The 22,421-nt window shown below is 63.3% G+C and carries 21 protein-coding genes; 11 read left to right on the top strand and 10 right to left on the bottom strand.

Going from position 1 to position 22,421, the window contains the following annotated elements:
• Positions 1-26: 26 nt before the first annotated feature.
• The 4 genes from A9K65_RS08000 to ugpB form a co-directional block, all read right to left on the bottom strand.
• Positions 27-1,088 carry a sn-glycerol-3-phosphate import ATP-binding protein UgpC gene (locus A9K65_RS08000; RefSeq protein WP_013529416.1) on the bottom strand — a complete coding sequence of 354 codons (1,062 nt, stop codon included), beginning with the start codon at positions 1,086-1,088 and terminating at the stop codon, positions 27-29.
• A 7-nt stretch (positions 1,089-1,095) separates the two neighbouring features.
• Positions 1,096-1,944, bottom strand: coding sequence for a sn-glycerol-3-phosphate ABC transporter permease UgpE (gene ugpE / locus A9K65_RS07995; protein ID WP_013529415.1), 849 nt, complete (start codon positions 1,942-1,944; stop codon positions 1,096-1,098).
• Positions 1,945-1,953: 9 nt separating this feature from the next.
• Positions 1,954-2,874: a sn-glycerol-3-phosphate ABC transporter permease UgpA gene (gene ugpA / locus A9K65_RS07990; protein ID WP_050580468.1), complete on the bottom strand. Its 921-nt coding sequence runs from the start codon at positions 2,872-2,874 to the stop codon at positions 1,954-1,956.
• A 157-nt stretch (positions 2,875-3,031) separates the two neighbouring features.
• On the bottom strand, positions 3,032-4,342 hold the full coding sequence (ugpB, locus tag A9K65_RS07985; protein ID WP_064993060.1) for a sn-glycerol-3-phosphate ABC transporter substrate-binding protein UgpB: 1,311 nt from the start codon (positions 4,340-4,342) through the stop codon (positions 3,032-3,034).
• 361 nt (positions 4,343-4,703) lie between these two features.
• Here ugpB and A9K65_RS07980 point away from each other — a divergent pair, with 361 nt between their 5' ends.
• Complete coding sequence (locus A9K65_RS07980) at positions 4,704-7,136, top strand: EAL domain-containing protein (RefSeq protein WP_064993061.1); 2,433 nt, start codon at positions 4,704-4,706, stop codon at positions 7,134-7,136.
• 1 nt (position 7,137) lies between these two features.
• Here the strand turns inward: A9K65_RS07980 and A9K65_RS07975 are convergent, their stop codons facing one another.
• Positions 7,138-7,827 (bottom strand): TlpA disulfide reductase family protein, encoded by a 690-nt coding sequence (locus A9K65_RS07975; RefSeq protein ID WP_063169085.1) that lies wholly within the window; start codon positions 7,825-7,827, stop codon positions 7,138-7,140.
• A gap of 35 nt (positions 7,828-7,862) precedes the next feature.
• Between A9K65_RS07975 and argH the strand changes: the two genes are divergently transcribed.
• The 6 genes from argH (at position 7,863) to A9K65_RS07945 (ending at position 15,240) form a co-directional block, all read left to right on the top strand.
• The gene (gene argH / locus A9K65_RS07970) at positions 7,863-9,263 is read left to right on the top strand and encodes an argininosuccinate lyase (protein ID WP_064993062.1); all 1,401 of its coding nucleotides are present in this window, start codon (positions 7,863-7,865) and stop codon (positions 9,261-9,263) included.
• Between the two features lie 151 nt (positions 9,264-9,414).
• On the top strand, positions 9,415-9,621 hold the full coding sequence (locus A9K65_RS07965) for a lipoprotein (protein ID WP_013529409.1): 207 nt from the start codon (positions 9,415-9,417) through the stop codon (positions 9,619-9,621).
• A gap of 62 nt (positions 9,622-9,683) precedes the next feature.
• On the top strand, positions 9,684-10,952 hold the full coding sequence (gene lysA, locus A9K65_RS07960) for a diaminopimelate decarboxylase (protein ID WP_064993063.1): 1,269 nt from the start codon (positions 9,684-9,686) through the stop codon (positions 10,950-10,952).
• Positions 10,953-10,991: 39 nt separating this feature from the next.
• Positions 10,992-11,933 (top strand): threonine/serine dehydratase, encoded by a 942-nt coding sequence (locus A9K65_RS07955; RefSeq protein ID WP_064993064.1) that lies wholly within the window; start codon positions 10,992-10,994, stop codon positions 11,931-11,933.
• Between the two features lie 237 nt (positions 11,934-12,170).
• Positions 12,171-14,756 (top strand): TIGR02302 family protein, encoded by a 2,586-nt coding sequence (locus tag A9K65_RS07950; RefSeq protein ID WP_064993065.1) that lies wholly within the window; start codon positions 12,171-12,173, stop codon positions 14,754-14,756.
• Between the two features lie 112 nt (positions 14,757-14,868).
• Complete coding sequence (locus A9K65_RS07945) at positions 14,869-15,240, top strand: glyoxalase superfamily protein (RefSeq protein WP_064993066.1); 372 nt, start codon at positions 14,869-14,871, stop codon at positions 15,238-15,240.
• Here the strand turns inward: A9K65_RS07945 and A9K65_RS07940 are convergent.
• Positions 15,219-16,100 carry a LysR family transcriptional regulator gene (locus tag A9K65_RS07940; RefSeq protein WP_024503767.1) on the bottom strand — a complete coding sequence of 294 codons (882 nt, stop codon included), beginning with the start codon at positions 16,098-16,100 and terminating at the stop codon, positions 15,219-15,221. The genes A9K65_RS07945 and A9K65_RS07940 overlap by 22 nt on opposite strands.
• A 222-nt stretch (positions 16,101-16,322) precedes the next feature.
• On the opposite strand from A9K65_RS07940, the gene A9K65_RS07935 reads away from it, so the two are divergent.
• The gene (locus A9K65_RS07935; protein WP_024503766.1) at positions 16,323-17,270 is read left to right on the top strand and encodes a DMT family transporter; all 948 of its coding nucleotides are present in this window, start codon (positions 16,323-16,325) and stop codon (positions 17,268-17,270) included.
• Here the strand turns inward: A9K65_RS07935 and A9K65_RS07930 are convergent, their stop codons facing one another.
• The 3 genes from A9K65_RS07930 to A9K65_RS07920 all read right to left on the bottom strand — a co-directional run bounded on the left by A9K65_RS07930 (position 17,271) and on the right by A9K65_RS07920 (position 19,086).
• Entirely contained in the window at positions 17,271-17,642 is a 372-nt protein-coding gene (locus tag A9K65_RS07930; protein WP_063170346.1) for a response regulator, read from the bottom strand.
• A 74-nt stretch (positions 17,643-17,716) separates the two neighbouring features.
• Positions 17,717-18,259 carry a hypoxanthine phosphoribosyltransferase gene (hpt, locus tag A9K65_RS07925; protein ID WP_013529401.1) on the bottom strand — a complete coding sequence of 181 codons (543 nt, stop codon included), beginning with the start codon at positions 18,257-18,259 and terminating at the stop codon, positions 17,717-17,719.
• A 182-nt stretch (positions 18,260-18,441) separates the two neighbouring features.
• The gene (locus tag A9K65_RS07920; RefSeq protein WP_013529400.1) at positions 18,442-19,086 is read right to left on the bottom strand and encodes a hypothetical protein; all 645 of its coding nucleotides are present in this window, start codon (positions 19,084-19,086) and stop codon (positions 18,442-18,444) included.
• A gap of 192 nt (positions 19,087-19,278) precedes the next feature.
• On the opposite strand from A9K65_RS07920, the gene ftsE reads away from it, so the two are divergent.
• From ftsE to A9K65_RS07905, 3 genes are all read left to right on the top strand, one after another.
• A complete protein-coding gene (gene ftsE, locus A9K65_RS07915; protein WP_010911739.1) occupies positions 19,279-19,938 on the top strand; it encodes a cell division ATP-binding protein FtsE in 660 nt (219 codons plus the stop codon).
• Positions 19,931-20,926 carry an ABC transporter permease gene (locus tag A9K65_RS07910; RefSeq protein ID WP_013529399.1) on the top strand — a complete coding sequence of 332 codons (996 nt, stop codon included), beginning with the start codon at positions 19,931-19,933 and terminating at the stop codon, positions 20,924-20,926. Before ftsE ends, A9K65_RS07910 begins: the two co-directional genes overlap by 8 nt.
• A 133-nt stretch (positions 20,927-21,059) precedes the next feature.
• A complete protein-coding gene (locus A9K65_RS07905; RefSeq protein WP_024503762.1) occupies positions 21,060-21,785 on the top strand; it encodes a YdcF family protein in 726 nt (241 codons plus the stop codon).
• On the opposite strand, the gene A9K65_RS07900 is transcribed toward A9K65_RS07905, so the two are convergent.
• Entirely contained in the window at positions 21,786-22,418 is a 633-nt protein-coding gene (locus tag A9K65_RS07900) for a pyridoxamine 5'-phosphate oxidase family protein (RefSeq protein WP_064993067.1), read from the bottom strand. It lies immediately after the preceding gene.
• Positions 22,419-22,421 lie beyond the last annotated feature (3 nt).

Raw genomic sequence — 22,421 nt, 5'->3', positions numbered from 1 at the left:
GGTGGAGCGTAGGCATATCTTTCTGATTAGCCGACGCGCTTTCCGGCCTGATCGAACCAGTGCAGCTTTTCTGCCTTGGCAACCACGCGCAATTGGTTGCCAACCGTGGCGGTGGCGCGACCCGCGACCCGCACGACGATCCTGCTGCCACCTGCAGCACAGTGAAGGAAACTTTCGGCGCCTACCGGTTCGACTGCCTCGACCAGCGCCGGCAGGATGAGCGCGCCGGACGGTGCCTCGGCCCCGAAGGTGACGTCGGCATCCTCGGGGCGGAAGCCGAGCGTGACGGCGTTCGCAGGCGCAAATTCAATCGTCTTGCCATCAGCCAGCGCCGGACCAGCCGGCCCTTGCGAAAGGGGCAGGAGATTCATCGGCGGCGCGCCAATGAAGGAAGCGACGAAGGTCGAGGCCGGCCTTTCGTAGACGTCGAGCGGCGCCCCCATTTGCTCGACCAGTCCGGCATTCATGACGACGAGGATGTCGGCCAACGTCATCGCCTCGAGCTGGTCATGTGTGACATAGACCGACGTGACGCCAAGCGAGCGCTGCAGGTTCTTTATCTCGACGCGCATCTGGCCACGCAATTTGGCATCGAGATTGGAAAGCGGCTCGTCGAAAAGGAAAACCCTCGGATTGCGCACAATGGCACGACCCATGGCGACACGCTGGCGCTGGCCGCCGGAAAGCTCGCGCGGGCGGCGGTCGAGCAGCGCCGAAAGTTCCAGTATTTTCGCCGTCGCGCGGACCCGGCTGTCGATCTCATCTTTCGGCGTGCCGCGGTTGCGCAGCCCATAGGCCATGTTGTCGTAGACTTTCATATGCGGATAGAGCGCGTAGTTCTGGAACACCATGGCGATGTCACGCTCGGTCGGACCGGTTGAATTTACGATCTTGCCGTCGATCGCAACTGTTCCCGAGGAGATGGTTTCAAGCCCGGCGATCATTCTGAGCAGCGTGGACTTGCCGCAACCCGACGGGCCGACCAGCACGCAAAGCTCCTTGTCGGGAACCGCGATTGAAACGCCCTTCACGGCCTCGAAACCGCTGGGGTAGACCTTCTTCACATCCTTCAGATCGACGGTCGCCATCAGCTTCTCACTTTTCGGAATCGACCAGGCCGCGAACGAACCAGCGTTGCATCAGCACCACGACCAGGATCGGCGGCACGATGGCCAGCATCGCTGTAACCATGACCAGGTGCCATTGCGTATCGGCATCGGCGAAGGAGACCATCTTTCTGAGCGCGATGACGATCGTGTTCATGTTGCTGCTGTTGGTGACGAGCAACGGCCACAGATACTGTGTCCAGCCATAAATGAAGAGGATGACGAACAGCGCCGCGATATTTGTCCGCGACAGCGGCAACAGGATATCGAAGAAGAAGCGCCACGGCCCCGCACCGTCGACCCGCGCCGCCTCAACCAATTCGCCAGGAATCGTCATGAAGAACTGGCGGAACAGCAGCGTGGCGGTGGCCGAGGCGATCAGCGGGATGATCAGGCCCGCATAAGTGTCGATCATGCCGAGATCGACCATCACCTTGTAGGTTGGCAGGATGCGCACCTCGACGGGGAGCATCAGGGTGATGAAGATCAGCCAGAAGAAGGTCATGCGCAGCGGAAAGCGGAAGAACACGATCGCATAGGCAGACAGGATCGAGATGAATATCTTTCCCACCGCGATGCCGAGCGCCATGATCGTCGTGTTGAGCAGCAGCCTGCCGACGCTGACGCCGCCGATGCGGCCGACACCGCCGAACAATGCCTCGCTGTAATTGTTCCAGAACTGATCGCCGGGCAGGAGCGGCAATGGCGGCCTGAGGATCGTTTGCAGCGTCTGCGTCGAGGCAACGAACGTGTAGTAGATCGGGAAGGCGACGATCAATATGCCGAGGATCAGCATGGCGTGGGCGATGACGGTGCGGAGCGGTGACTGGCCGATCATCGCTCGCCCTCAGCCGTAATGGACTTTGCGTTCCACATAGCGGAACTGGATGGCGGTGAGCGAGATGACGATGATCATCAGGATGACCGACTGCGCCGCCGAGTCACCGAGGATCAGATTGACGAAGCCGTCATTGTAGACCTTGTAGACCAGCGTCTCAGTCGTCTTGCCCGGACCGCCCCCGGTGACGGCATGGACGATGCCGAACGTGTCGAACAGGGCATAGACGGTGTTGACGACCAGCAGGAAGAAGGTCGTCGGCGCAAGCAGCGGGAAGACGATGGTCCAGAATCGCTTGGTCTCGCCGGCGCCGTCCATGGCCGCCGCCTCGATCAAGGCTTTCGGCACCGCCTGCAGGCCGGCGACGAAGAACAGGAAATTGTAGCTGATCTGCTTCCAGGCAGCGGCGGACACCAGCAGGATCATGGCGTGGGTGCCATTGAGCAGTGGATCCCAGGCGATGCCGAAACTCCTCAGCATGTAGGCCAGCGACCCGATCGAAGGGTTGAAGAGGAATAGCCACAGCATACCGGCAATCGCCGGCGCCACCGCGTAGGGCCAGATCAAGAGCGTGCGGTAGAGACCTTTGCCGCGCACCACCTTCTCTGCCATGACCGCCAGCAGGAGCGCCACGCACATGGCGACGATAGCGGTCGCAAGGGAAAACACCACCGTGACCTTGATCGAGTTCAGGTAGGCCGGATCGGCAAGCACTTTCCTGAAATTGGCGAACCAGACGAACTTGGTCCTCAGCCCGAACGGATCCTGCCTGAGCATGGATTGGTAGAACGCCTGACCGGCCGGCCAGTAGAAAAAAACGAGCGTGATGGCCAGTTGCGGCGCCACAAGCAGGTAGGGAAGGACCTTGTTGGGGAACACGACGCGAGGGGTCACGGAGCCACTCCGAGGTGATGAGGCGGGGGGCACCATGCGGCACCCCTCTCCGCCAAGATGGCTTTGATGAGCGTTTCGGACTGGGCATCATCGACCATTGGCGAAATCGCAAAGCACGGCAAAACTCCCCTCACGAGGGGAGATGCCCGGCGGGACAGATGGGTTCGCCGTAGAGCAAGGACCTGCGCTCGCTCTAATTCCCCAGCGCTTCCTTGATCGCGGCATTGCCACGCGTAACCGCATTGTCGAGCGCCTGCTGCGCGGTCTGCTGGCCGGCGAGCATCTTCTCGAACTCCTCGTTCTGGATATCGCGCACCTGCGGCAGATTCGGCAGACGTACGCCCTTGGAATTGTCGGTCGGCGTCTTACCCGTCATCTGCAGGATCGGGGTCTCGCGGCCGACATTCTTGTCATAGAAACCGGACTTCTTGGTCGCTTCATAAGCCGCCAGCGTTACCGGCAGATAACCCGACTTCTGGTGCAGGTATTCTTGCACCTCGGTCTTCGACAGGTAGGCGAAGAAGGCCGCGACGCCCTTGTATTCCTCATCGGATTTGTCCGCGAAAACCCACAGGCTGGCGCCACCCGGCGTCGTGTTCTGCGGCGCACCCTTGGCGTCGCTGTCATACGGCAATTGGCCAATGCCGTAATTCATGCCGGACTTGACGATATCGCCAAGTCCGCCGGACGATTCGGTCATGATCCCGCATTCGCCCGCAAGGAAGATCTGCTTGGCTTCGGAGGTGCGGCCGCCATATTTGAAGGTGCCGTCCTTGGCGAGGTCCGCCAGCGCCTGGAAATGGTTGACGAAAATCGGCGCGTTGATCTTGAGCTCGACATCGCCGCCGGCCAGACCGTTCTGCTGGGTGGCCCATGACACGTCATTCCAGGCCGCGAAATTCTCCAGATGTATCCAGGTCAGCCAGGTCGAGGTGTAGCCGCAGGCGGCCGCGCCGCTCGCCTTGATCTTCTTGGCGTCTTCCCACACTTCATTCCAGGTCTTGGGTGGGCTATCGACGTCGAGACCAGCCTTCTTGAAGATATCCTTGTTGTAATAAAGGATCGGCGAGGAGGAGTTGTAGGGGAAGGAGAGCATGGTGCCGTCCGGCTTCGAATAATAGCCGACTATGCCTGGCAGATACTGGCGCTTGTCGAAGGTCATTCCAGCGCTGGTCAACACATCGGCTGCGGGCTTGATGGCACCTTCGGCCGCCATCATCACGCCGGTGCCGACGTCGAACACCTGGATGATGTCTGGCGCCTGGCCCGCGCGGTAGGCGGCAATGCCGGCATTCAGCGTCTCGGGATACGTGCCTTTGAACACCGGAACGAGCTCATAGTCGCTCTGGCTGGCATTGAAATCTTTGGAGATCTTGTCGACGACTTCGGCATTGGCGCCAGTCATGGCGTGCCACCAACTGATCTGCGTGACGGCAAAAGCGGAGGTTGAGGAAAGCGTCATAAAGGTAGCGGCAACACCGGCCGCGAAGCCGAAGGACTTCATGTTTCATCTCCCGTTTGTCATTGGCGAAAGGGGGCACTCCCGCGAAGGCAATATGTGTCGCTCATGACAATCAGACAACGGTTTTGTTGCAGATCGACGAACTTCACCCTTTACCTGACGCAACGCTCGCCTCCGCTTGGAGGCATGGAGAGCGATACGGTTAGCCGGCTTAGCGCGACGACAAGCGCGCCAGGAAGCACCGTCGGGACCGTCAAGCTGGCTTTCGGCGTGTCAGCCCTGATTGCAGCCGCAGCAACCCGAAGAGACACGCCAAGGTTGCAGCCGACTTTATCGATCCCTCAACGGCAACGCGCTACTCAATCCTGCTGCCCTGTTTATTTCCAAAGATCAGGTGAAATAAATGCTGACGGTCTACAATTGTATCGTCAACGAACATGATCTGAGACTGGTCGCACTCGCCGCGCTGATCTGCGGAATTTCCTGCTTCTCTGCTGTCAACCTGCTTCAGCACATAAGCCGTTCCACAGATCGGAACCGGCTTGCCTGGCTGATGATCGCGGCCACTTCGACCGGCTTTGGCATCTGGGCAACGCACTTCATCGCCATGCTCGCATTCACACCGGGCATACCCAGTGCTTATGATCCGGCACTCTCCGTGCTTTCGCTCGCTGCTTCGGTCACTTTGACGGCAGCCGGCATGTGGATCGCCACCTTGCGGGATGAGTTCGACTATCATCTCGTCGGCGGCGCCGTGCTGGGCGGCGGTATCGCAGCCATGCACTACATCGGCATGGCGGCGTTCGAGGTTCAGGGCCGTATCGAGTGGAACCTCTTGCTTGTCGCCGTTTCCCTGCTGGCCGGCGTAACGCTCGCGGCGCTGGCGCTGCGTGTCGTGCAGCGCCGCCCCTCCTTGAAGGCGACATCCGGCGGCGCGGTGCTGCTGACGCTGGCGATCTGCACCCTGCATTTCATCGGTATGGGTGCCGTCTCGATCTTCCCCGACCCCTCGATCGTCATATCCGAATACACGATCGAGCCGACCTCGCAGGCTTTCGCCGCCGCCGCCGCCACACTGGTGATCCTGGTTCTGTCGGCATCGGCGCTGTGGATCGATTTACGCTTCCGTCGCCAGAAGCTCGAGGTCGACCGCATGCACGGCCTGGCCAATGCCGCCGTGGAGGGGCTGATCGTCTGCGACGGCAACCGCATCATCAGTGCCAATGACAGTATTGCGGCACTGACGGGCATCGCAACAGCGACGCTGAACGGAATGCAGCTTGGCGATCTCTTCGGATCCGATATGTCGGGCTTCGGCGAACAGCCGCAGGAGGCCGAATTGAGCGGTCGCGATGGCACGAGCATTCCTGTCGAGCTGATCGCCAGGAGCATCGACTACTGTGGCAAACCGCACAACGTGGTCGCGGTCCGCGACATTCGCGAGCGCAAGAAGGCGGAACAGGAGATCCTGCGGCTTGCCCATTTCGATCCATTGACCGGACTGGCCAATCGCCGCAGCTTTTCCGGCCGGCTGGAGACGGAAATCGCTGCGATGGTCCGGACCAGGAAAGGCGGCCAGCTTGCGCTTCTGCTGCTTGATCTCGACCGGTTCAAGGAGGTCAACGACCTGTATGGGCACGGCGCAGGCGACGCCATGCTGCAGAAGGTTGCGCAGTGCGCGACCGGTATCCTTCGTCAAGGGCAGATGGTGGCGCGGCTGGGCGGCGATGAGTTCGCCATCATCGCGCCGAACCTGGCCGACCCGTTGGAGGCGGGCCGTATCGCCAACGCCGTGCTGACAGCCATGCGCGAGGAAAACCGGCTCTCGGTCGGCGGCGGCCTTGTGTCGGCAAGCATCGGCATTGCGCTGTATCCGTCGGATGCCGAAAACCAGGCCAGCCTGATAAGCCACGCCGATACGGCACTCTACCGGGCCAAGACCGAAGGCAAGGACACTTACCGTTATTTCGAAGCATCGATGGGGGCCGAGGCCCGCGACAAGCGCGTCATGGAGCACGAACTGCGCCAGGCGGTCGCACGCCAGGAGTTCTATCTCGTCTACCAGCCGCAGAAAGAGATCAGCAGCGGAAAGATGGTCGGCTTCGAAGCGTTGGTCCGCTGGCGGCATCCGACGCGCGGCGACGTGTCGCCGGCCATATTCATCCCGGTGGCCGAAGACAGCGGCGCCATTGGCCAGATTGGCGAATGGGTGCTGACGGCTGCCTGCGAGGAAGCCGCCCGCTGGGAAAATCCGCTGACAGTGGCCGTCAACGTTTCGGCGGTGCAGCTCCACAACACGAATTTCAGCCGCAAGGTCCACGAAACATTGCTGAATTCCGGCCTGGCGCCCGGCAGGCTCGAGCTTGAGATCACCGAGACGGCGCTTGTCAAGGACATGCCGCGGGCGCTGGCCACCTTGCGGCAGGTCAAGGCGCTGGGCGTGCGCGTGGCCATGGACGATTTTGGAACCGGCTATTCCTCGCTCTCCAACCTCCGCGCCTTCCCCTTCGACAAGATCAAGATCGATGGCTCCTTCATCAAGTCGGTCGACAAGAACGGCCAGGTCGCGGCGATCGTGCGCGCCGTCCTGGGACTTGGACGTGGTCTCGGCCTGCCGGTTCTGGCGGAGGGGGTCGAGACGCTCGGCGAACTGAAATTCCTGGACGCCGAAGCCTGCGAGATCGGCCAGGGCTATTATATCGGCAGGCCAGCTCTCATCGAAGAATTCGGCGAGCTGACCGGTGTCGTCGCACCCGCTGTCGGCAGCAAACCCGCTACCTTGCGCGACAGAAGCGTTCTGGCCTTCGCACCGGCACCTGCGCTAGCCACACGCTAGACTAGAGGCTCTCGGGCTTGAGTGCCGTCTCGACCAGCCGCCTGGCGTCCGGCCCCGACCATTCGGCCGGGCCGTTCATATGGGCGATCAGGCAGCCCTCGCCGTCGACCAGCATGGTGACAGGAAGGCCTAGCGCCAGGCCGCGCTTCTTGAGGTCGTTGAACAGCGCCATCGTCGAATCCCGGTAATAGCCAAGCGTCGCGACGCCGGTATCGCTGAGGAACTTCTTCGGCTTCACATCGTCGCCGGCATCGACATTGACGGCGATCACTTGAAAGGCGTCGCTGCCCTTTTCCTTCTGCAGCGCATCGAGCGCCGGCATTTCGGCACGGCACGGCGCGCACCATGTCGCCCACAGATTGAGCAGCACCGTCTTGCCGGCATGATCGGCAATCGTCATCGGCTTGCCGTCCGGACCGTTGAAGGCAAGGCTCTTCAGGGATTGTGGCGGATCGGCGGGCAAAAGTGCCGCGACCTCACCGGTGGCCGAAGCCGCGACCTTCTTGGCGCGGTCGCTCTTGGCCGCGCAGGCCACGTCGTCCTTGCTCTCACCCACGGCAGCTTGTGCCGGTGCATTGTTGCCAGACCGGCTCTCGCTGACATATACCGCGACCGCGCCCGCCAGCGCGCCCGCCACCAAGGCGGCGAGGATCAGGCGCGGGGCCGGGAAGAATCTACTACCGTCTGCCATTTTCTCAAAACTGCTCCGAAGCACGGGTTATAGCCATGAGCGATAAGAAAACCAGCAACCAGATGTGGGGCGGACGTTTTGCCTCGGGTCCGGCCGCCATCATGGAAGCGATCAACGCGTCTATCTCCTTCGACCGCAAACTCTATGCGCAGGACATCAAAGGCTCGATCGCCCATAGCGAGATGCTGGCGCAAACGGGCATTATTTCGGCGGCCGATCAAGAAAAAATCGCTGACGGGCTGAACACGATCCTGAGAGAGATCGAGGCCGGCAGCTTCGAGTTCTCGACGCGGCTCGAAGACATCCACATGAACATCGAGGCGCGCCTTGCCGATCTGATCGGCCCGGCGGCCGGCCGCCTGCACACCGCCCGCTCGCGCAACGATCAGGTCGCGGTCGATTTGCGGCTCTGGGTCAAGGAGGAGTGCTTTCGCGTCGCCGAGGCGTTGAAGGGGTTGATTGAGACGTTGCTGGAGCGGGCCGAGGAGCATGCGGCGACCGTGATGCCGGGCTTCACCCATATGCAGGCGGCCCAGCCGGTGACCTTCGGCCATCACTGCATGGCCTATGTCGAGATGTTTTCGCGCGACCTGTCGCGCGTACGCGATGCGATCGAACGGATGGATGAAAGCCCGCTCGGTGCCGCCGCACTTGCCGGCACAAGCTTCCCGATCGACCGCCACCGGACCGCCAAGGGGCTCGGCTTCCGCGAGCCGATGCGCAATTCGCTCGACAGCGTCTCGGATCGCGATTTCGCGCTCGAGTTCCTCGCTCTTGCCGCGATCTGCGCCACGCATCTGTCGCGGCTGGCCGAAGAGATCATCATCTGGTCGACGCCGCAATTCGGCTTCGTCAGGCTGTCGGACTCGTTTTCCACCGGCTCGTCGATCATGCCGCAGAAGAAGAATCCCGATGCCGCCGAACTGGTGCGCGGCAAGACCGGCCGCATCACCGGCCATCTGGTCGGCCTGCTGACGGTGATGAAGGGCATGCCTTTGACCTATGGCAAGGACATGCAGGAAGACAAGGAATCGGTGTTCGACGCCGCCGAGACGCTCGACCTGATGCTGGCGGCGATGACCGGCATGGTCTCGGACATGACGGTCAACGCAGCCGCGATGAAGAAGGCCGCCGGCTCCGGCCACGCGACAGCAACCGACCTTGCCGACTGGCTGGTGCGCACGCTCGGCCTGCCGTTCCGAGAGGCGCATCATGTCACCGGCCGGGCGGTGGCGCTGGCCGAAGACAAGAAGGTGGGGCTGGAGAAGCTTTCGCTGGAGGATCTGCAGTCGATCGATCCCGGCATCACGGCCGACATATTCTCAGTGCTGGCGGTGCAGAACTCGGTCAAGAGCCGCACCAGTTTCGGCGGCACCGCGCCGTCGGAAGTGAGGAAGCAGATCCGCGCCTGGAAAAAGCGACTGGCGAAAGCGTAATGCCGGATGTTGCGCCAGCAATATCCCGGACATGCGACCAGCAATATCCGGACGTTGCGCCAGATATTGCGACGAGCAATATCTCGGGGTGCAATGCGCCGAGAACTCGGCTAAAAGCGGCGGCTGACAAACGTTTCGGACGGATGGATCGATGACCGGAAGCAGGATTTTGGTGACGCTGACGCTGCTGGTGGCGATCGCGGCCGTCTCGGCCTGCGGCAGGAGGGGCGGTCTCGACACGCCCTATGAGGCGGCCGTGCAGGCGCGCAAGGATGCCTCGAAGGCCCATCAGCCCGTGCCGCCGGAGCCGGAAAAACCGGTCAAGGACAAGAAGTTCATCCTCGACCCGCTGATCTAGGCCGACGAGAGCGGGGCCTTCCAACCCGATCTCATCGTGCCGCAACTTCCGGAATCACTCCCGTGAACCATTTCGACTACCGCGACGGCGTGCTCCATGCCGAGGACGTGGCGATACCAGATATCGCCGCACAGGTCGGCACGCCATTCTACTGCTACTCGACGGCCACCCTGACCAGGCACTACCGGGTGTTTGCGCAAGCCTTTGCCGGGCTCGACGCGCTGGTCTGCTACGCCATGAAGGCCAATTCCAACCAGGCCGTCCTGCGGACGCTGGCGAAGCTCGGCGCCGGCGCCGACGTGGTTTCGGAAGGTGAATTGCGCCGGGCGCTGGCCGCCGGCATTCCGGCCGGCAAGATCCTGTTTTCGGGCGTCGGCAAGACCGCGCGCGAAATGGACTTTGCCCTTGCCGCCGGCATCCTCTGCTTCAACGTCGAGTCCGAGCCTGAACTCGAGTTGTTGTCGGCGCGAGCCGTTGCTCTTGGCAAGGTGGCGCCGATCTCGCTGCGCATCAATCCCGATGTCGACGCCAGGACCCACAAGAAGATCTCCACTGGCAAGGCCGAGAACAAGTTCGGCATCCCGTGGCAGCGGGCGCGGCAGGTCTATGCCCGCGCGGCAAAGCTTCCCGGCATCAGGATCACCGGCATCGACACCCATATCGGCAGCCAGATCACCGAGCTGCAGCCCTTCGACGACGCCTTCGCCCTGCTTGTCGATCTGGTCGGCGCGCTGCGGGCGGACGGCCATGCCATCGAGCATATCGACCTCGGCGGCGGCCTCGGCATCCCCTATCGCGTCGACAACAACCCGCCGCCGCTGCCCGATGCCTATGCCCAGATCGTCAGGAAGCATGTCACCAAGCTCGGGCTGAAGGTGATGTTCGAGCCGGGCCGGCTGATCGTAGGCAATGCCGGTATCCTCGTCTCGGAAGTGATCTTCGTAAAGGAAGGCGACGCCAAGAACTTCCTCGTCGTCGACGCCGCCATGAACGATCTCATCCGGCCGACGCTCTACGATGCCTTCCACGATATCCGTCCGGTCGTGCAGCCGCCGGCGGACACGCCGCGCATGATGGTCGACGTCGTCGGCCCGGTCTGCGAGACCGGCGATTATATCGGCCTGGACCGCGATCTGCCCATGCTGAAGGCCGGCGACATGATTGCCGTCTCCACCGCGGGCGCCTATGGCGCGGTGCAGGCCGGCACCTACAACACCCGTCTGCTGGTTCCGGAGGTGCTGGTCGACGGCGACCGGTTCCACGTCGTGCGCCCACGCCTGACCTATGACGACCTGATCGGACTGGATTCGATGCCCGACTGGCTTGCATAGAAGCGCCGGAAACACACCTACCCGTCACAGGAAGCAATCATGACGAACGGCATCACCGTCACACGCGAGCGCATTGCCGCGATGGAACCGCGCATCCGCCCCTATATCAGGCACACGCCGGTGCTGCGCGTCGACATGGCCGACTTCGATCGGCCGCCGTTGGCCGTCGACCTGAAGCTCGAATGCCTGCAGCATTCCGGCTCGTTCAAGGCGCGCGGCGCCTTCACCAACCTGCTGGAGCGTGCGGTCCCAAAGGCCGGTGTCGTCGCAGCATCGGGCGGCAACCATGGCGCGGCCGTCGCCTATGCCGCCATGCGGCTTGGCCACAAGGCGACCATCTTCGTTCCCGAAGTGAGCCCGGCGGCCAAGCTGGAACGGATCCGCTCCTATGGCGCCGAGCTGATCGTCGGCGGCGCCCGCTATGCCGAAGCGCTGGCCGCCAGCGAACGGTTCGCCGAGGAGACCGGCGCTTTGCAGATTCATGCCTTCAACCAGGAGGAAACGCTCGTCGGCCAGGGCACGCTTGGGCTCGAAATCGAGGCCGATTTGCCTCGGATCGACACGCTGCTGGTCGCTGTCGGCGGCGGCGGTCTGATCGGCGGCATCGCTGCCTGGTTCGCGGGCCGCATCCGCATCATCGCCGTCGAGCCGGAAGGAGCGCCGACGCTGCATCGCGCCTTCGAGGCCGGACACCCCGTCGACGCGCCGGCCGAGGGCATCGCCGCCGATTCACTGGCGCCAAAGCGCGTCGGCGAAATGATGTTCCCGATCGCCGAGGCCTATGTCGAACGCTCGATCCTGGTCGGCGACGACGACATCGTCGCCGCGCAGAAGGCGCTGTGGAACCGAACCCGCATCATCTCCGAGCCGGGAGGTGCGGCCGCCTTTGCCGCGATCCTGTCGGGCCGCTATGCGCCGGCACAGGGCGAACGGGTCGCCGTGCTGGTCTGCGGGGCGAATGCGGACCCCGCTACCTTCTAAAGGGCCTGCTGCCTTCTAAAGCGATGCAGGATGGAACTATAACGGTCCACTTCACGTTTTTTCGAACCGCCTCGCCTTTGCCGTGTTTGCTGGTATTCTTTGAGTCGTGAGGCGTCGGGCTATCTGCCCGCTCCACAGCGTGATCCCGAAAAATGGAATCCCTTTCGGAACAGATCATGCTCAAAGGGATAGGGCCGCATCCCGGTTTCGGGATGCCATAGGCTCAAGGAAGGGCCGATGACGCAACGACCCACCTTCAGCAGCGATCGCGGCCTCGCCGGGCGGCTGGCTTTGAGCAGGCTGGCCACGCGGGTCTCGATGGTGGTCGAGCGCGGCTGGCCGTTGCTGCTTCCCCTCGTCATCGTTGCCAGCCTGTTCCTCAGCATCTCCTGGCTCGGGCTATTCTCCCGGCTGCCGGATATGACGCGCATCGGCCTGGTCGCTGCCTTTGCCATAGCGGCACTGGCCGCGCTTTATCCCCTGCGTTTCTTCCGCCTGCCGGGCGCCGGCGAAATCGACCGCCGCATCGAGGCAGCCAATCAACTGTTGCACAGCCCGGTGCTGGTGCAGACCGACCGGCCAAGCGGCCGGGAAAGCAGCTTCTCGCAGGCGCTATGGCGCGAACACCAGAAGCGCATGGCCGGAAAGCTCGACAACCTCGGCGCCGACCTGCCGCGCACGCGCGTGCCGGAGCGCGACCCTTGGGCCCTGCGCGCGGTAGCGGCCCTTTTGCTCGTTACCGCCTTCGCCTTCTCCTTCGGGCCGACGGGCGGCAGGATCAGCGACGGGTTCAATGCCCATGGCGCGCGCGATATCGTGCCGCCGCGCATCGACGCCTGGGTGACGCCGCCGTCCTACACCGGCAAGCCGCCGATCTTCCTGACCGCCGACGCCAACCAGGCCATCCCGACCTTTACGGTTCCCGAAGGCAGTGACGTTTCGCTGCGCGTGACGGGCGGCTCAGGCGAGGAAACGCTCGGCTACGCCGACAAGAATGGCAATTCCCGCGCCATCGACCCGGCTGCGCCGCAGGCCGCCGCCAAGCCGGCAAGCCCGGCGACGCCGTCCAAGGTGCGCCAGTTCACCAGCAAGCTGACCGGCGACGGCACGCTGACGCTGACGTCGGGCGAGGACCAGCTCGGCCGCTGGGCCTTCGCGGTCGTACCGGACAAGCCGCCGCAGATCCGCTTCGTCGGCGAGCCCAAGCGCGCCGCCAACGGCGCCTTCGAGCTCAACTACCAGATCGACGACGACTATGGCGCCGCCACCGCCAAGGCGGTGTTCGCGCTTGCCGATCCGCAGGCGCCGAATGCGCGTCCACTGTACGGTGCACCTGAAATGCCGCTGACGCTGCCGCGCCGCGGCGGCAAGTCGAACGCCGCCAGGACCTCGAAGGACCTGACCGAGCATGTCTGGGCCGGCAGCAGCATCAAGCTGACGCTGGTCGCCACCGACGATGCCGGGCACACCGCATCGAGCGAAACCAAGACGCTGCTGATGCCGGAGCGGCCTTTCGCCAATCCGCTGGCACGCGCCGTGATCGAACAGCGCCGCCTGCTGGCGCTCGACGCCAACGCCAAGCCGCGCGTGCTCGACCTGATGGACGCCATCACGCTGCGGCCGGAAGACACCTTCGACAACATGTCCCACTACCTCGCCATCATGAGCGCCCGCACCCGGCTGAAGATGGCCGACAGCGACGATCAATTGCGCAGCGAGGTCTCCTATCTCTGGGAAATCGCGCTCGGCATCGAGGAAGGCAATCTTTCGGCCGCCGAAAAGCGGCTGCGCCAGGCGCAACAGGCGCTGCAGGACGCCATCAAGAATGGCGCCAGCGACGCTGAAATCGAAAAGGCGATGAAGGAACTGCGCGAGGCGATGAACCAGTTCCTGCAGGAATTCGCGGAGCGCGCCAAGCAAAATCCCAACGCCCCGCAGATGCAGCAGAATGGCCAGGAACTGCGCCAGAGCGACATCGATCGCATGATGGACCAGATCGAGAACCTGGCGAAGTCCGGTGATCGCGACAAGGCCCAGCAATTGCTGTCGCAACTGCAGGACATGATGAACAATCTGCAGGCCGGCCGTCAGCAGCAAGGCGGCCAGCAGGACAGCGAGATGCGCCAGCAGATGGACAAGCTGGGCGAGATCCTGCGCCGTCAGCAGGAGATGATGAACGACACCTTCCGCATGGATCAGATGCAGCGCGGCGAGCGCCAGCGCGGGCAGAACCGTGACGAGCAGCTCGGCGAAGGCGGCCAGGATGAGGACAGACCCGGCGTCGGCGAAGACCGCGATCCGCTAGCCCGGCAAAAGCCGATGACGCCCCAGGAATTCGCCGATGCGCTGAAACAGCTGCAGCAGGGTCAGGGCCAGTTGCAGAGCGACCTCGAACAGCTGAAGAAGGGCCTCGAAGGCATGGGTATGGAGCCCAATGAAGGATTTGGCGAGGCCGGCAAGTCCATGGGCAATGCCGAACAGGCACTCGGCGAGGGCGAAGGCGATGCGGCCGTCGGCCATCAGGGCCGGGCGCTGGAAGCGCTGCGCAAGGGCGCCAAGGACATGATGAAGCAGATGCAGGCCATGCAGGGCGACCAGGGTGGCGGCGAGGAAGGCGGCCGCCAGCAGAACGCCGATCGCGATCCGCTCGGCCGGCCGCGCGCCAGCCAGGGTCCCGATTTCGGCGATTCGGTGAAGGTGCCCGACGAGATCGACGTCCAGCGCGCCCGCCAGATTCTGGAAGCGATCCGCAAGCGGCTCGGCAATGCGCTCAGCCCTGACATCGAACGCAGCTATCTGGAACGGCTGCTCGAGCTGAAATAGAGCAATTCCAGGAAATGTGTGAAGCGGTTTTCCGTCCGGAATTGCGAAAAAACAAGGGGATCGCCGCCCCCGTCCATCCCACCTGAAAACCCTCTCGCACGGTTGCACCACCATGCCCAGACTTGGCGCCGTCACACCCATCCTGCGCATCTTCGACATTGCCAAGGCGCGTGAATTCTATGTCGGCTTCCTCGACTTCAAGGTGCAGTGGGAACATCGCTTCGCCGACGACGCGCCGCTCTACATGGCGATCGGCCGCGACGGCTGCGTCCTGCATCTCAGCGAACATCATGGCGACGGTGCACCCGGCATCGCCCTGCGCATCGAGGTCGAGGACATCACGGCTCTTCATGGCGAGCTGACCGGCAAAAACTACCGCTTCGCCAGGCCAGGCGTGGAAGAGACGCCTTGGAAGACCCGCGAGGTATCGGTCGTCGATCCGTTCGGCAACAGGCTGCATTTCTACGAGGATGCCGCCGGCTGACTGAGCCTGTTGACGAAGGCTTCGCGGATCGCATCCTGCATGCCGTCGATCGCCTCGCCTGACGCGTTCGGGTTGCGGTGCATCACCACGTTCGAGGAATCGATGGCGCCGAATCCGTCCGCCGTGGTCAGTTCACGACAGCCGTCCGGAATGTTGCTGCGCGAGATCGGCGCGATCGCCAGTCCGGAGGTGACGGCGAGCTTGAGGCCGCCGGTGGTGTCGCTGGTATAGGCGACACGATAGGCAAGATCGCGCTGCTCCAACGATTTGATGGCGAAGTCCTTGCACCAGCCGGCCCGGTTGTAGAGCGCGATCGGCACCGGCTGTTCCTCATGCATGTGATGCAGGGACGATGTCACCCACACGGTCGGGTCGTGCATCAGCACTTCGCCGCCGGCGGGATCCTGCCATTCGAACACCACGCACAGATCGAGCTCGCCGGCAGCGAGCGCCGCCATCTGCGCCCCGGAATGGGCATAGCGCACGGTGACCTCGACCTGCGTATGACGCTTCGAGAAAGCGCCGAGCGCGCGCGACAGGATGGCGTGGCCATATTCCTCCGGAATGCCGATGCGCACCGGCCCGCCAAGCGGCGCTGCCGCCATCGATGCCGACGTCTCGTCGAGCAGCGAGACAATGCGGCGGGCGTTGACGATGAGTTCGCCGCCGCGCCGCGTCAACGCGACGCCGCGCGAACCGCGCTCGAACAGGCTGGCGCCGATCAGATCTTCGAGCTTCTTCATCTGCATCGACACCGCGGATTGGGTGCGGCCGGCCTGCTCCGCCGCCTTGGTGAAATTGCCGGTCTCGGCAATCGCCACGAAGGTGCGCAGGAGGTCGCTGTCGAGGGTCGGCCGCATGAAATCCGTCATAAGAGAATTTGATTGCTGGCATCATTCCAATTCGTTTGCAACATGTCAAACGGCGGATGATAGTCGCCTCACCCATTGGATATGCGGCTGCGAAATCAGCCGCGGACCAATCAAGAGTCCTCACTCGTGCCCGCTGCCCGAAACGGTGGCGGGTTCTTTTTACCCCGCAGGCGGCAGCTTCGGATCGTACGCGCAGGAGCCTGGATACAGATGCAAAATCGGATGGTGGGCGGCATCCTGAGCCTGTGCCTCGGCGTGCTGGTCTTTTCGCTGCAGGATCCGCTCGTCAAAGCCGTGTCGAGCGGTTATCCAGTGACCGAGGTGATGGCGATCCGCTCGATCGTCGCTCTGCCGATCCTCATCGTTCTGGTCCATGCTGATGTTGGCTTGCGGGCGATCCTGTCGAAGCGATTCGGCATGCTGACGGTGCGCGCCTTCATCCAGTTCACCTCCTATACGATGTACTATCTGGCCATCGCCGCCTTGCCGCTTGCCGATGCGGTGGCGCTTTATTTCATGGCGCCGCTGTTCATCATGGTGCTCGCCGGGCCCTACCTTGGCGAGCGCGTCTCCTGGCAGACACTGGCAACCGTGCTGATCGGCTTGTTCGGCGTCCTCGTGATGCTGCGCCCCGGCGCAGGGCTGTTCGACTGGGCAGCGCTGCTGTCGCTGGGCTCGGCGGCGCTCTATGGTTTTTCGCAGCTGATGGCCCGCAAGATCGGCGACACCGAATCGTCCACCGTGATGGCCTTCTATCAGAACGGCGCCTATCTGGTTGGCGCCGCCGTGGTTGCCGGCGCGTTTCACCTTGCCGGCATAACCCACGCCGTCCACCCCAGCCTGGAATTCCTGGTACGGCCATGGCTTTGGCCGACGCTGCCGGATTTTCTCAAGATGGCCGCCTGCGGTTTCGTCGCCTCCGCCGGCATGATCCTGCTGTCGCAGGCTTACCGGATGGCGCCGGCCAACCGCGTTGCCACCTTCGAATATACCGGCATCCTGTGGTCGCCGCTGTGGGGTTTCCTGTTCTTCGCCGAGGTGCCGCGGTCGACGACCGTGATCGGTGCCGCCTTGATCATCGGCGCCGGCCTGCTGGCGCTCAGCACCGAACGGCGCAAGAGTACTCCACCTGTGCTCGCTGCCGCCGACCCAGCCTGATCAGGCGAAGCAGATCAGCGCCCGTTCGACGCGCGAGCGGATTTCAGCCAGCGTGAAAGGCTTCTGCACGACATCGAGGATGATGCCGTTCAATTCCTCGGCGCGCTCGCGCTGGTCGGCATAGCCGGTCATCAGCACGATCTTGATGGCGGGAAACAATGTCGCCGCCGCTATCGCCATCTCGATGCCGTCCATCTCCGGCATGCGGATATCGGAGACGACGAGATCATAGCCGCCACGCGCGGCCTGGATCAGCGCAAGCCCCTGCGCGCCATCCGCCGCGATATCGATTGTGTGCCCGGCGCGTTCAAGCGCGCGGGCGGCCAGGGTGCGGACGGACTCATCGTCCTCGACGATCAGAAGCTTTGCCATGGCCGGCATATTTGGCCGCCAAAAGTTGACTTTTCCTGAAAGCGCTGAGGATCAGCAAACCTTTTTGCTGCCGCTCAGGCATCCCCTTTGACGACACCGACAAAGGGCAACTCGCGAAAGGCATGGGCTACATCCATGCCGTAGCCGACGACGAAATAGTCGGGGCAGTCGAAGCCGACATAGTCGGCATTGAGTTCGGTCTGGCGGCGCATGCGCTTGTCGAGCAGCACGGCGATCGAACAGCTCTTGGCGCCCCGCGACAGCATCAGCTCCCGGGTGAAGCTCAGCGTCTTGCCCGATTCGAGAATGTCGTCGATCAGCAGCACGTCGCGGCCGGCGACCTCATTGTCGATGTCGCGCAGCACCCTCACCTCGCCGCTGCTGGTGCCGGCGCCATAGCTGGAGATGAAGATGAATTCCACCTCCGGCGACAGGCCGACATCGTGCATGGCGCGGATGAGATCTGCGGCGAAGATGAACGACCCCTTCAGCACCGAGATCACCAGGAGGTCATGGTAGTCGTGTCCGGCAATCTCCTTGGCGAGTTCGAGATTGCGCCGCGCGATCGCCGATGCAGAAAACAGGACTTCGATGTCCTTGCCGCGTACAATTGGCATTTTTCGCCCCGCTGATTTTCTTGCCTAAACGCGTTCACGCCCAGCATGTGTTGAGATTCAGGTCAGGCTGAGTCGAAAACGGTGGTTTCCGAGAACCGGAGCGGAGCGTACTGAAGTACGTGAGCACCGGAAGCGCAGGAAACCGCCGTTTGCGGCCAGTCTCACCTGAATATCAGCACACGCTATTCGGCGAAGGTGACCGATACAGTTCTTACACCGTTTCTAGGCACGTCGAGCCGGCTGGCAAAGCCGAATCTTTCGCCAGAGGCCAGCGAACGGCCGGATGTCCCCAACGTATAGCGGGTGATGTGCCCGTCATTGCCGGTCACCCGGATTTCAAGCGGCGGCAGCTGCGCCGGTTTGGCGCCGTCATTGGCGGCCTCGCCATCGACGAACAGCGCAGGGTTCGGTCCGGAAGCATCGACGCGTGACGTGACGCCCGAAATGCTGAGCGCCGACGCTTGCGCGCTGGACAGGAACGGCACCTGGCGCACCAGCGCGTGCCCGCCCGAAACCCAGAAGGCGGCCAAGGCAGCGCCGATGCCGGCGATCCAGAAGATCGGCCCGCCGCGCGAGGCTGGCGGCCGCTCCGGCGGGGCTTCGGGCTTGCGCAGCATGTCCATGCCCTCGATGGGTGGCATGACGATCGCACGCGGCAGCGGCGAAACGCTTTCCACGGCAGGTGCAGGGCGCGGCATCACCACGTAATCGGCATCGATGATGTCGGCGGCCGAACCGCGCATGAACCGGTCCGCCGCGGCAATTGCCGCCGGATCGGTCATGATTTCGCCGGAAACCGGGCGCGCGGTTCGATCGTCAGCCATCATGGCCCCAGCATTGCAGCACGTGTTCGCTTTTCGTTTCTTTTGCGTAAACACAAATGGTTAACGCTTCCCCACCGGAGCCCTCGTGACGAGTCGAAAGAGCCTAGGAATTAACCGCCGGTTAACCATGCCGGCCGATGGTCTTTACCCAGAACAGGCCGGCTCGCTGCCGTGCCGAATTTCAGGTCGTCGAAATTGATTCGCTTCGAAAATGTCGGCCTCCGCTATGGCATGGGTCCGGAAATCCTCCGCGACATCTCCCTGCACATTCCGGAGCGCTCCTTCCAGTTCCTCAGCGGGCCTTCGGGCGCCGGCAAGACGACCTTGCTGCGCCTGCTGTTCATGTCGCTGAAGCCGACGCGCGGGCTGATCACCATCTTCGGCAAGGATCGCTCCCGCATTTCCCGCACCGAGCTGCCGCATCTCAGACGCCGGATCGGCGTGGTGTTCCAGGATTTTCGGCTGCTCGACCACATGACCACCTATGAGAACGTCGCGCTGCCGCTGCGCGTGCGCGGGCGCGAGGAGGCGAGCTACCGCACCGATGTCACCGAGCTGTTGAAGTGGGTCGGGCTGGGCGAACGCATGCATGTGCTGCCGCCGGTTCTGTCCGGTGGCGAGAAGCAGCGCGCCGCGATCGCGCGGGCGCTGATCGAGCAGCCGGAAATCCTGCTCGCCGACGAACCGACCGGCAATGTCGATCCGCCGCTGGCGCGACGCCTGCTGCGGCTGTTCATCGAACTCAACCGTCTCGGCACCGCCGTGGTGATCGCCACCCACGACCTCGGCTTGATGGAGCAGGTCGACGCGCGCCGCATGATCCTGGCCGGGGGAAGGCTGGACATCTATGACTGAACTGTCCGCCGAACATTTTGTGGAAAGGGAGCAGGACGCCGAGGCGACCGAAGCAAAGCCGCGCGCCCAGCGCAGGATGGCGCCGATCGTGCCGGCGCAGAACATCGCCGGCCGGGCGCTGGTGCTGGTCATCGCCATCATGACCTTCCTGTCCTGCCTGACTTTCGGCGCGGTGACGCTGGTGCGCGACACAGCGTCCGTCTGGGAGAACCAGATTTCACGTGAGGCAACGATCCAGATCAAGCCGGTCGACGGCCTCGACATGGAAGCAGCCCTTACCCAGGCCTCGCAGATCGCCGGCGAATTCCCCGGCGTCAAGGCGACCCGGATCATCGACCGCGAGGCGACCGCGCGGCTCCTTGAGCCCTGGCTGGGCTCGGGCCTCAACATCGACGAATTGCCGGTGCCGCGACTGATCATCGTCACCATCGACGAGAACAGCCCGCCCGATTTCGCCGCCATACGCGCCGCGATCACCCCGAAACTGCCGAGCGCATCGCTCGACGATCACCGCACTTGGGTCGACCGGCTGGTGGCGATGGCCCGCACCACGGTGACCATCGGCATCGCCGTGCTGGCGCTGATGCTGTCGGCGACCGTGCTGACCGTGGTGTTCGCGACGCGCGGCGCCATGGCCGGCAACGGTCACATCATCGAAGTCCTGCATTTCGTCGGCGCCGAGGCACGCTTTATCGCGCGCGAATTCCGCCGGCATTTCCTGGTCACCGGCATGAAGGGAGCGGCGGCCGGCGGTGCCGCCGCAGTGCTCGTGTTCATCGTCTTTTCCTGGTGGTCGTCGCGCAATATGGCGACGCCGCAGGCCGACCAGGCGACCGCCCTGTTCGGCAATTTCGCCATCGGTTCGGCAGGCTATCTCGGTGTCGTCTTGATGGTGCTGGTGATCGGCGGACTGACGGCGGCAACCTCGCACGCCACCGTCGTTGCCTATCTCAGCGACATCGATGTCCGCCAACCGGATGCAGGTTAATTCATGTCGCCCAAAAGTGGGAACGGGTTTTGGGACAACGACATGGATAAAACAGGGTGATCACGAATAGAGAATTCGCGTAACGCAAAGTGCGTCTTTTACCTACCCAAGGCCGCATTTCAGGATTAACCATATGGCGATGGACGCGCGGGATTCGACCGGTACGGCTGGGCAGATGCCAGTGGTGGTTGCACGTTCGCATGACCGCCGCGCTGTGAGCCGTCTAAGAGCAACGTTGCGCCTGTCCGCCCTCTCCGTCCTCATCCTCGCAACTTTGTTTGCCGGCGGTTTCGGTTGGTTCGCCAACAAGGTCAGTCACCTGACGACGCCCGCCAATCCGGCCAGGGCAGACGCGATCATTGTCTTGACCGGGGGCCAGTCCCGCCTCGATGCCGCGATGGATCTGCTGGCGTCCGGCAAGGGCGAACGGCTGCTGATCAGCGGCGTGCATCCTTCGGCCAGCCGTCGCCAGCTGCAGGCGGCAACCGGCGGCGACAAGAATCTGTTCTCCTGTTGCGTCGACATCGACCGCGCCGCGCTCGATACGATCGGCAATGCCGAGGAAAGCGCCAAATGGGTCGAGAGCCACGCCTATGGCACGGTGATCCTCGTCACCAACAATTATCATATGCCGCGCAGCCTGCTGGAAATGGGCAGGCTGCTGCATGGCGCCAAGCTCGAGCCCTATCCGGTGGTCAATTCCAACCTCGACAATGGCGGCTGGCTGACCAAGCCGCGGGCATTGCGCGTGCTGTTCACCGAATACAACAAATATCTGCTTGCGCTGGCGCGCGGCATCGTGCCTGTCAAGCCGACGCCCAACGGCATCGCGCTGGCCGAAACCGCGGCCGGCGGCTGATTATTCCCCTGCGGCCGCGCCCGAATTTCCCCTGAGCCGTGCGATCTCCTGCTCAAGGCGTTCGATACGCTTGTCCCGCTCGCCGAGTGCCGCCGCGACGTCGGCTGCCTCGAACCGTTGTGGAATATGCTGCGGGCAGTTGGCATCCCAGGCCGAGACCGTGAACAGGACGACCTGCTCGGGGCGCGCTCCGTAGCCTTGCGGCATCAGCTTCGCCATCAGTTCGGCATCGTTCTCGACGACGCGCGCGGTGCCCCAGAGCTTGATGCGCTGGCGGTGCATATAGTCGATCAGGAACAGGAACGCCCTTGGATTGTCGGCCAGATTGCCCTGCGTGATGAACTGCCGGTTGCCGGAAAAATCCGCGAAGCCGATCGTATGTTCATCCAGCACCTTGAGGAAGCCGGCCGGCCCGCCGCGATGCTGGACATAGGGCTGCCCCTCGCGGTTGGCGGTCGACAGGAAGACGCTGGTCTGCATTTCGATCAAGGCGGCAAGGTCCGGGGTGATGCCGGCCTGCCAGCCGCCACGCTCCTCGACGCGGGCATAGGACTGACGTGAGCCCTTGCGGGCCTGGATCGCCTTGACGGTCGGCGTGAAGGCGACGTCGCTGGTGAAAGCATGCGCGTTCATCGA

Origin of the sequence: Mesorhizobium sp. WSM1497, from assembly GCF_001672455.2 — a bacterium.
GTDB classification, from domain to species: domain Bacteria; phylum Pseudomonadota; class Alphaproteobacteria; order Rhizobiales; family Rhizobiaceae; genus Mesorhizobium; species Mesorhizobium ciceri.
The sequence above is the reverse complement of the archived record's forward strand: the minus strand, read 5'-3'. Positions and strand labels throughout refer to the sequence as shown.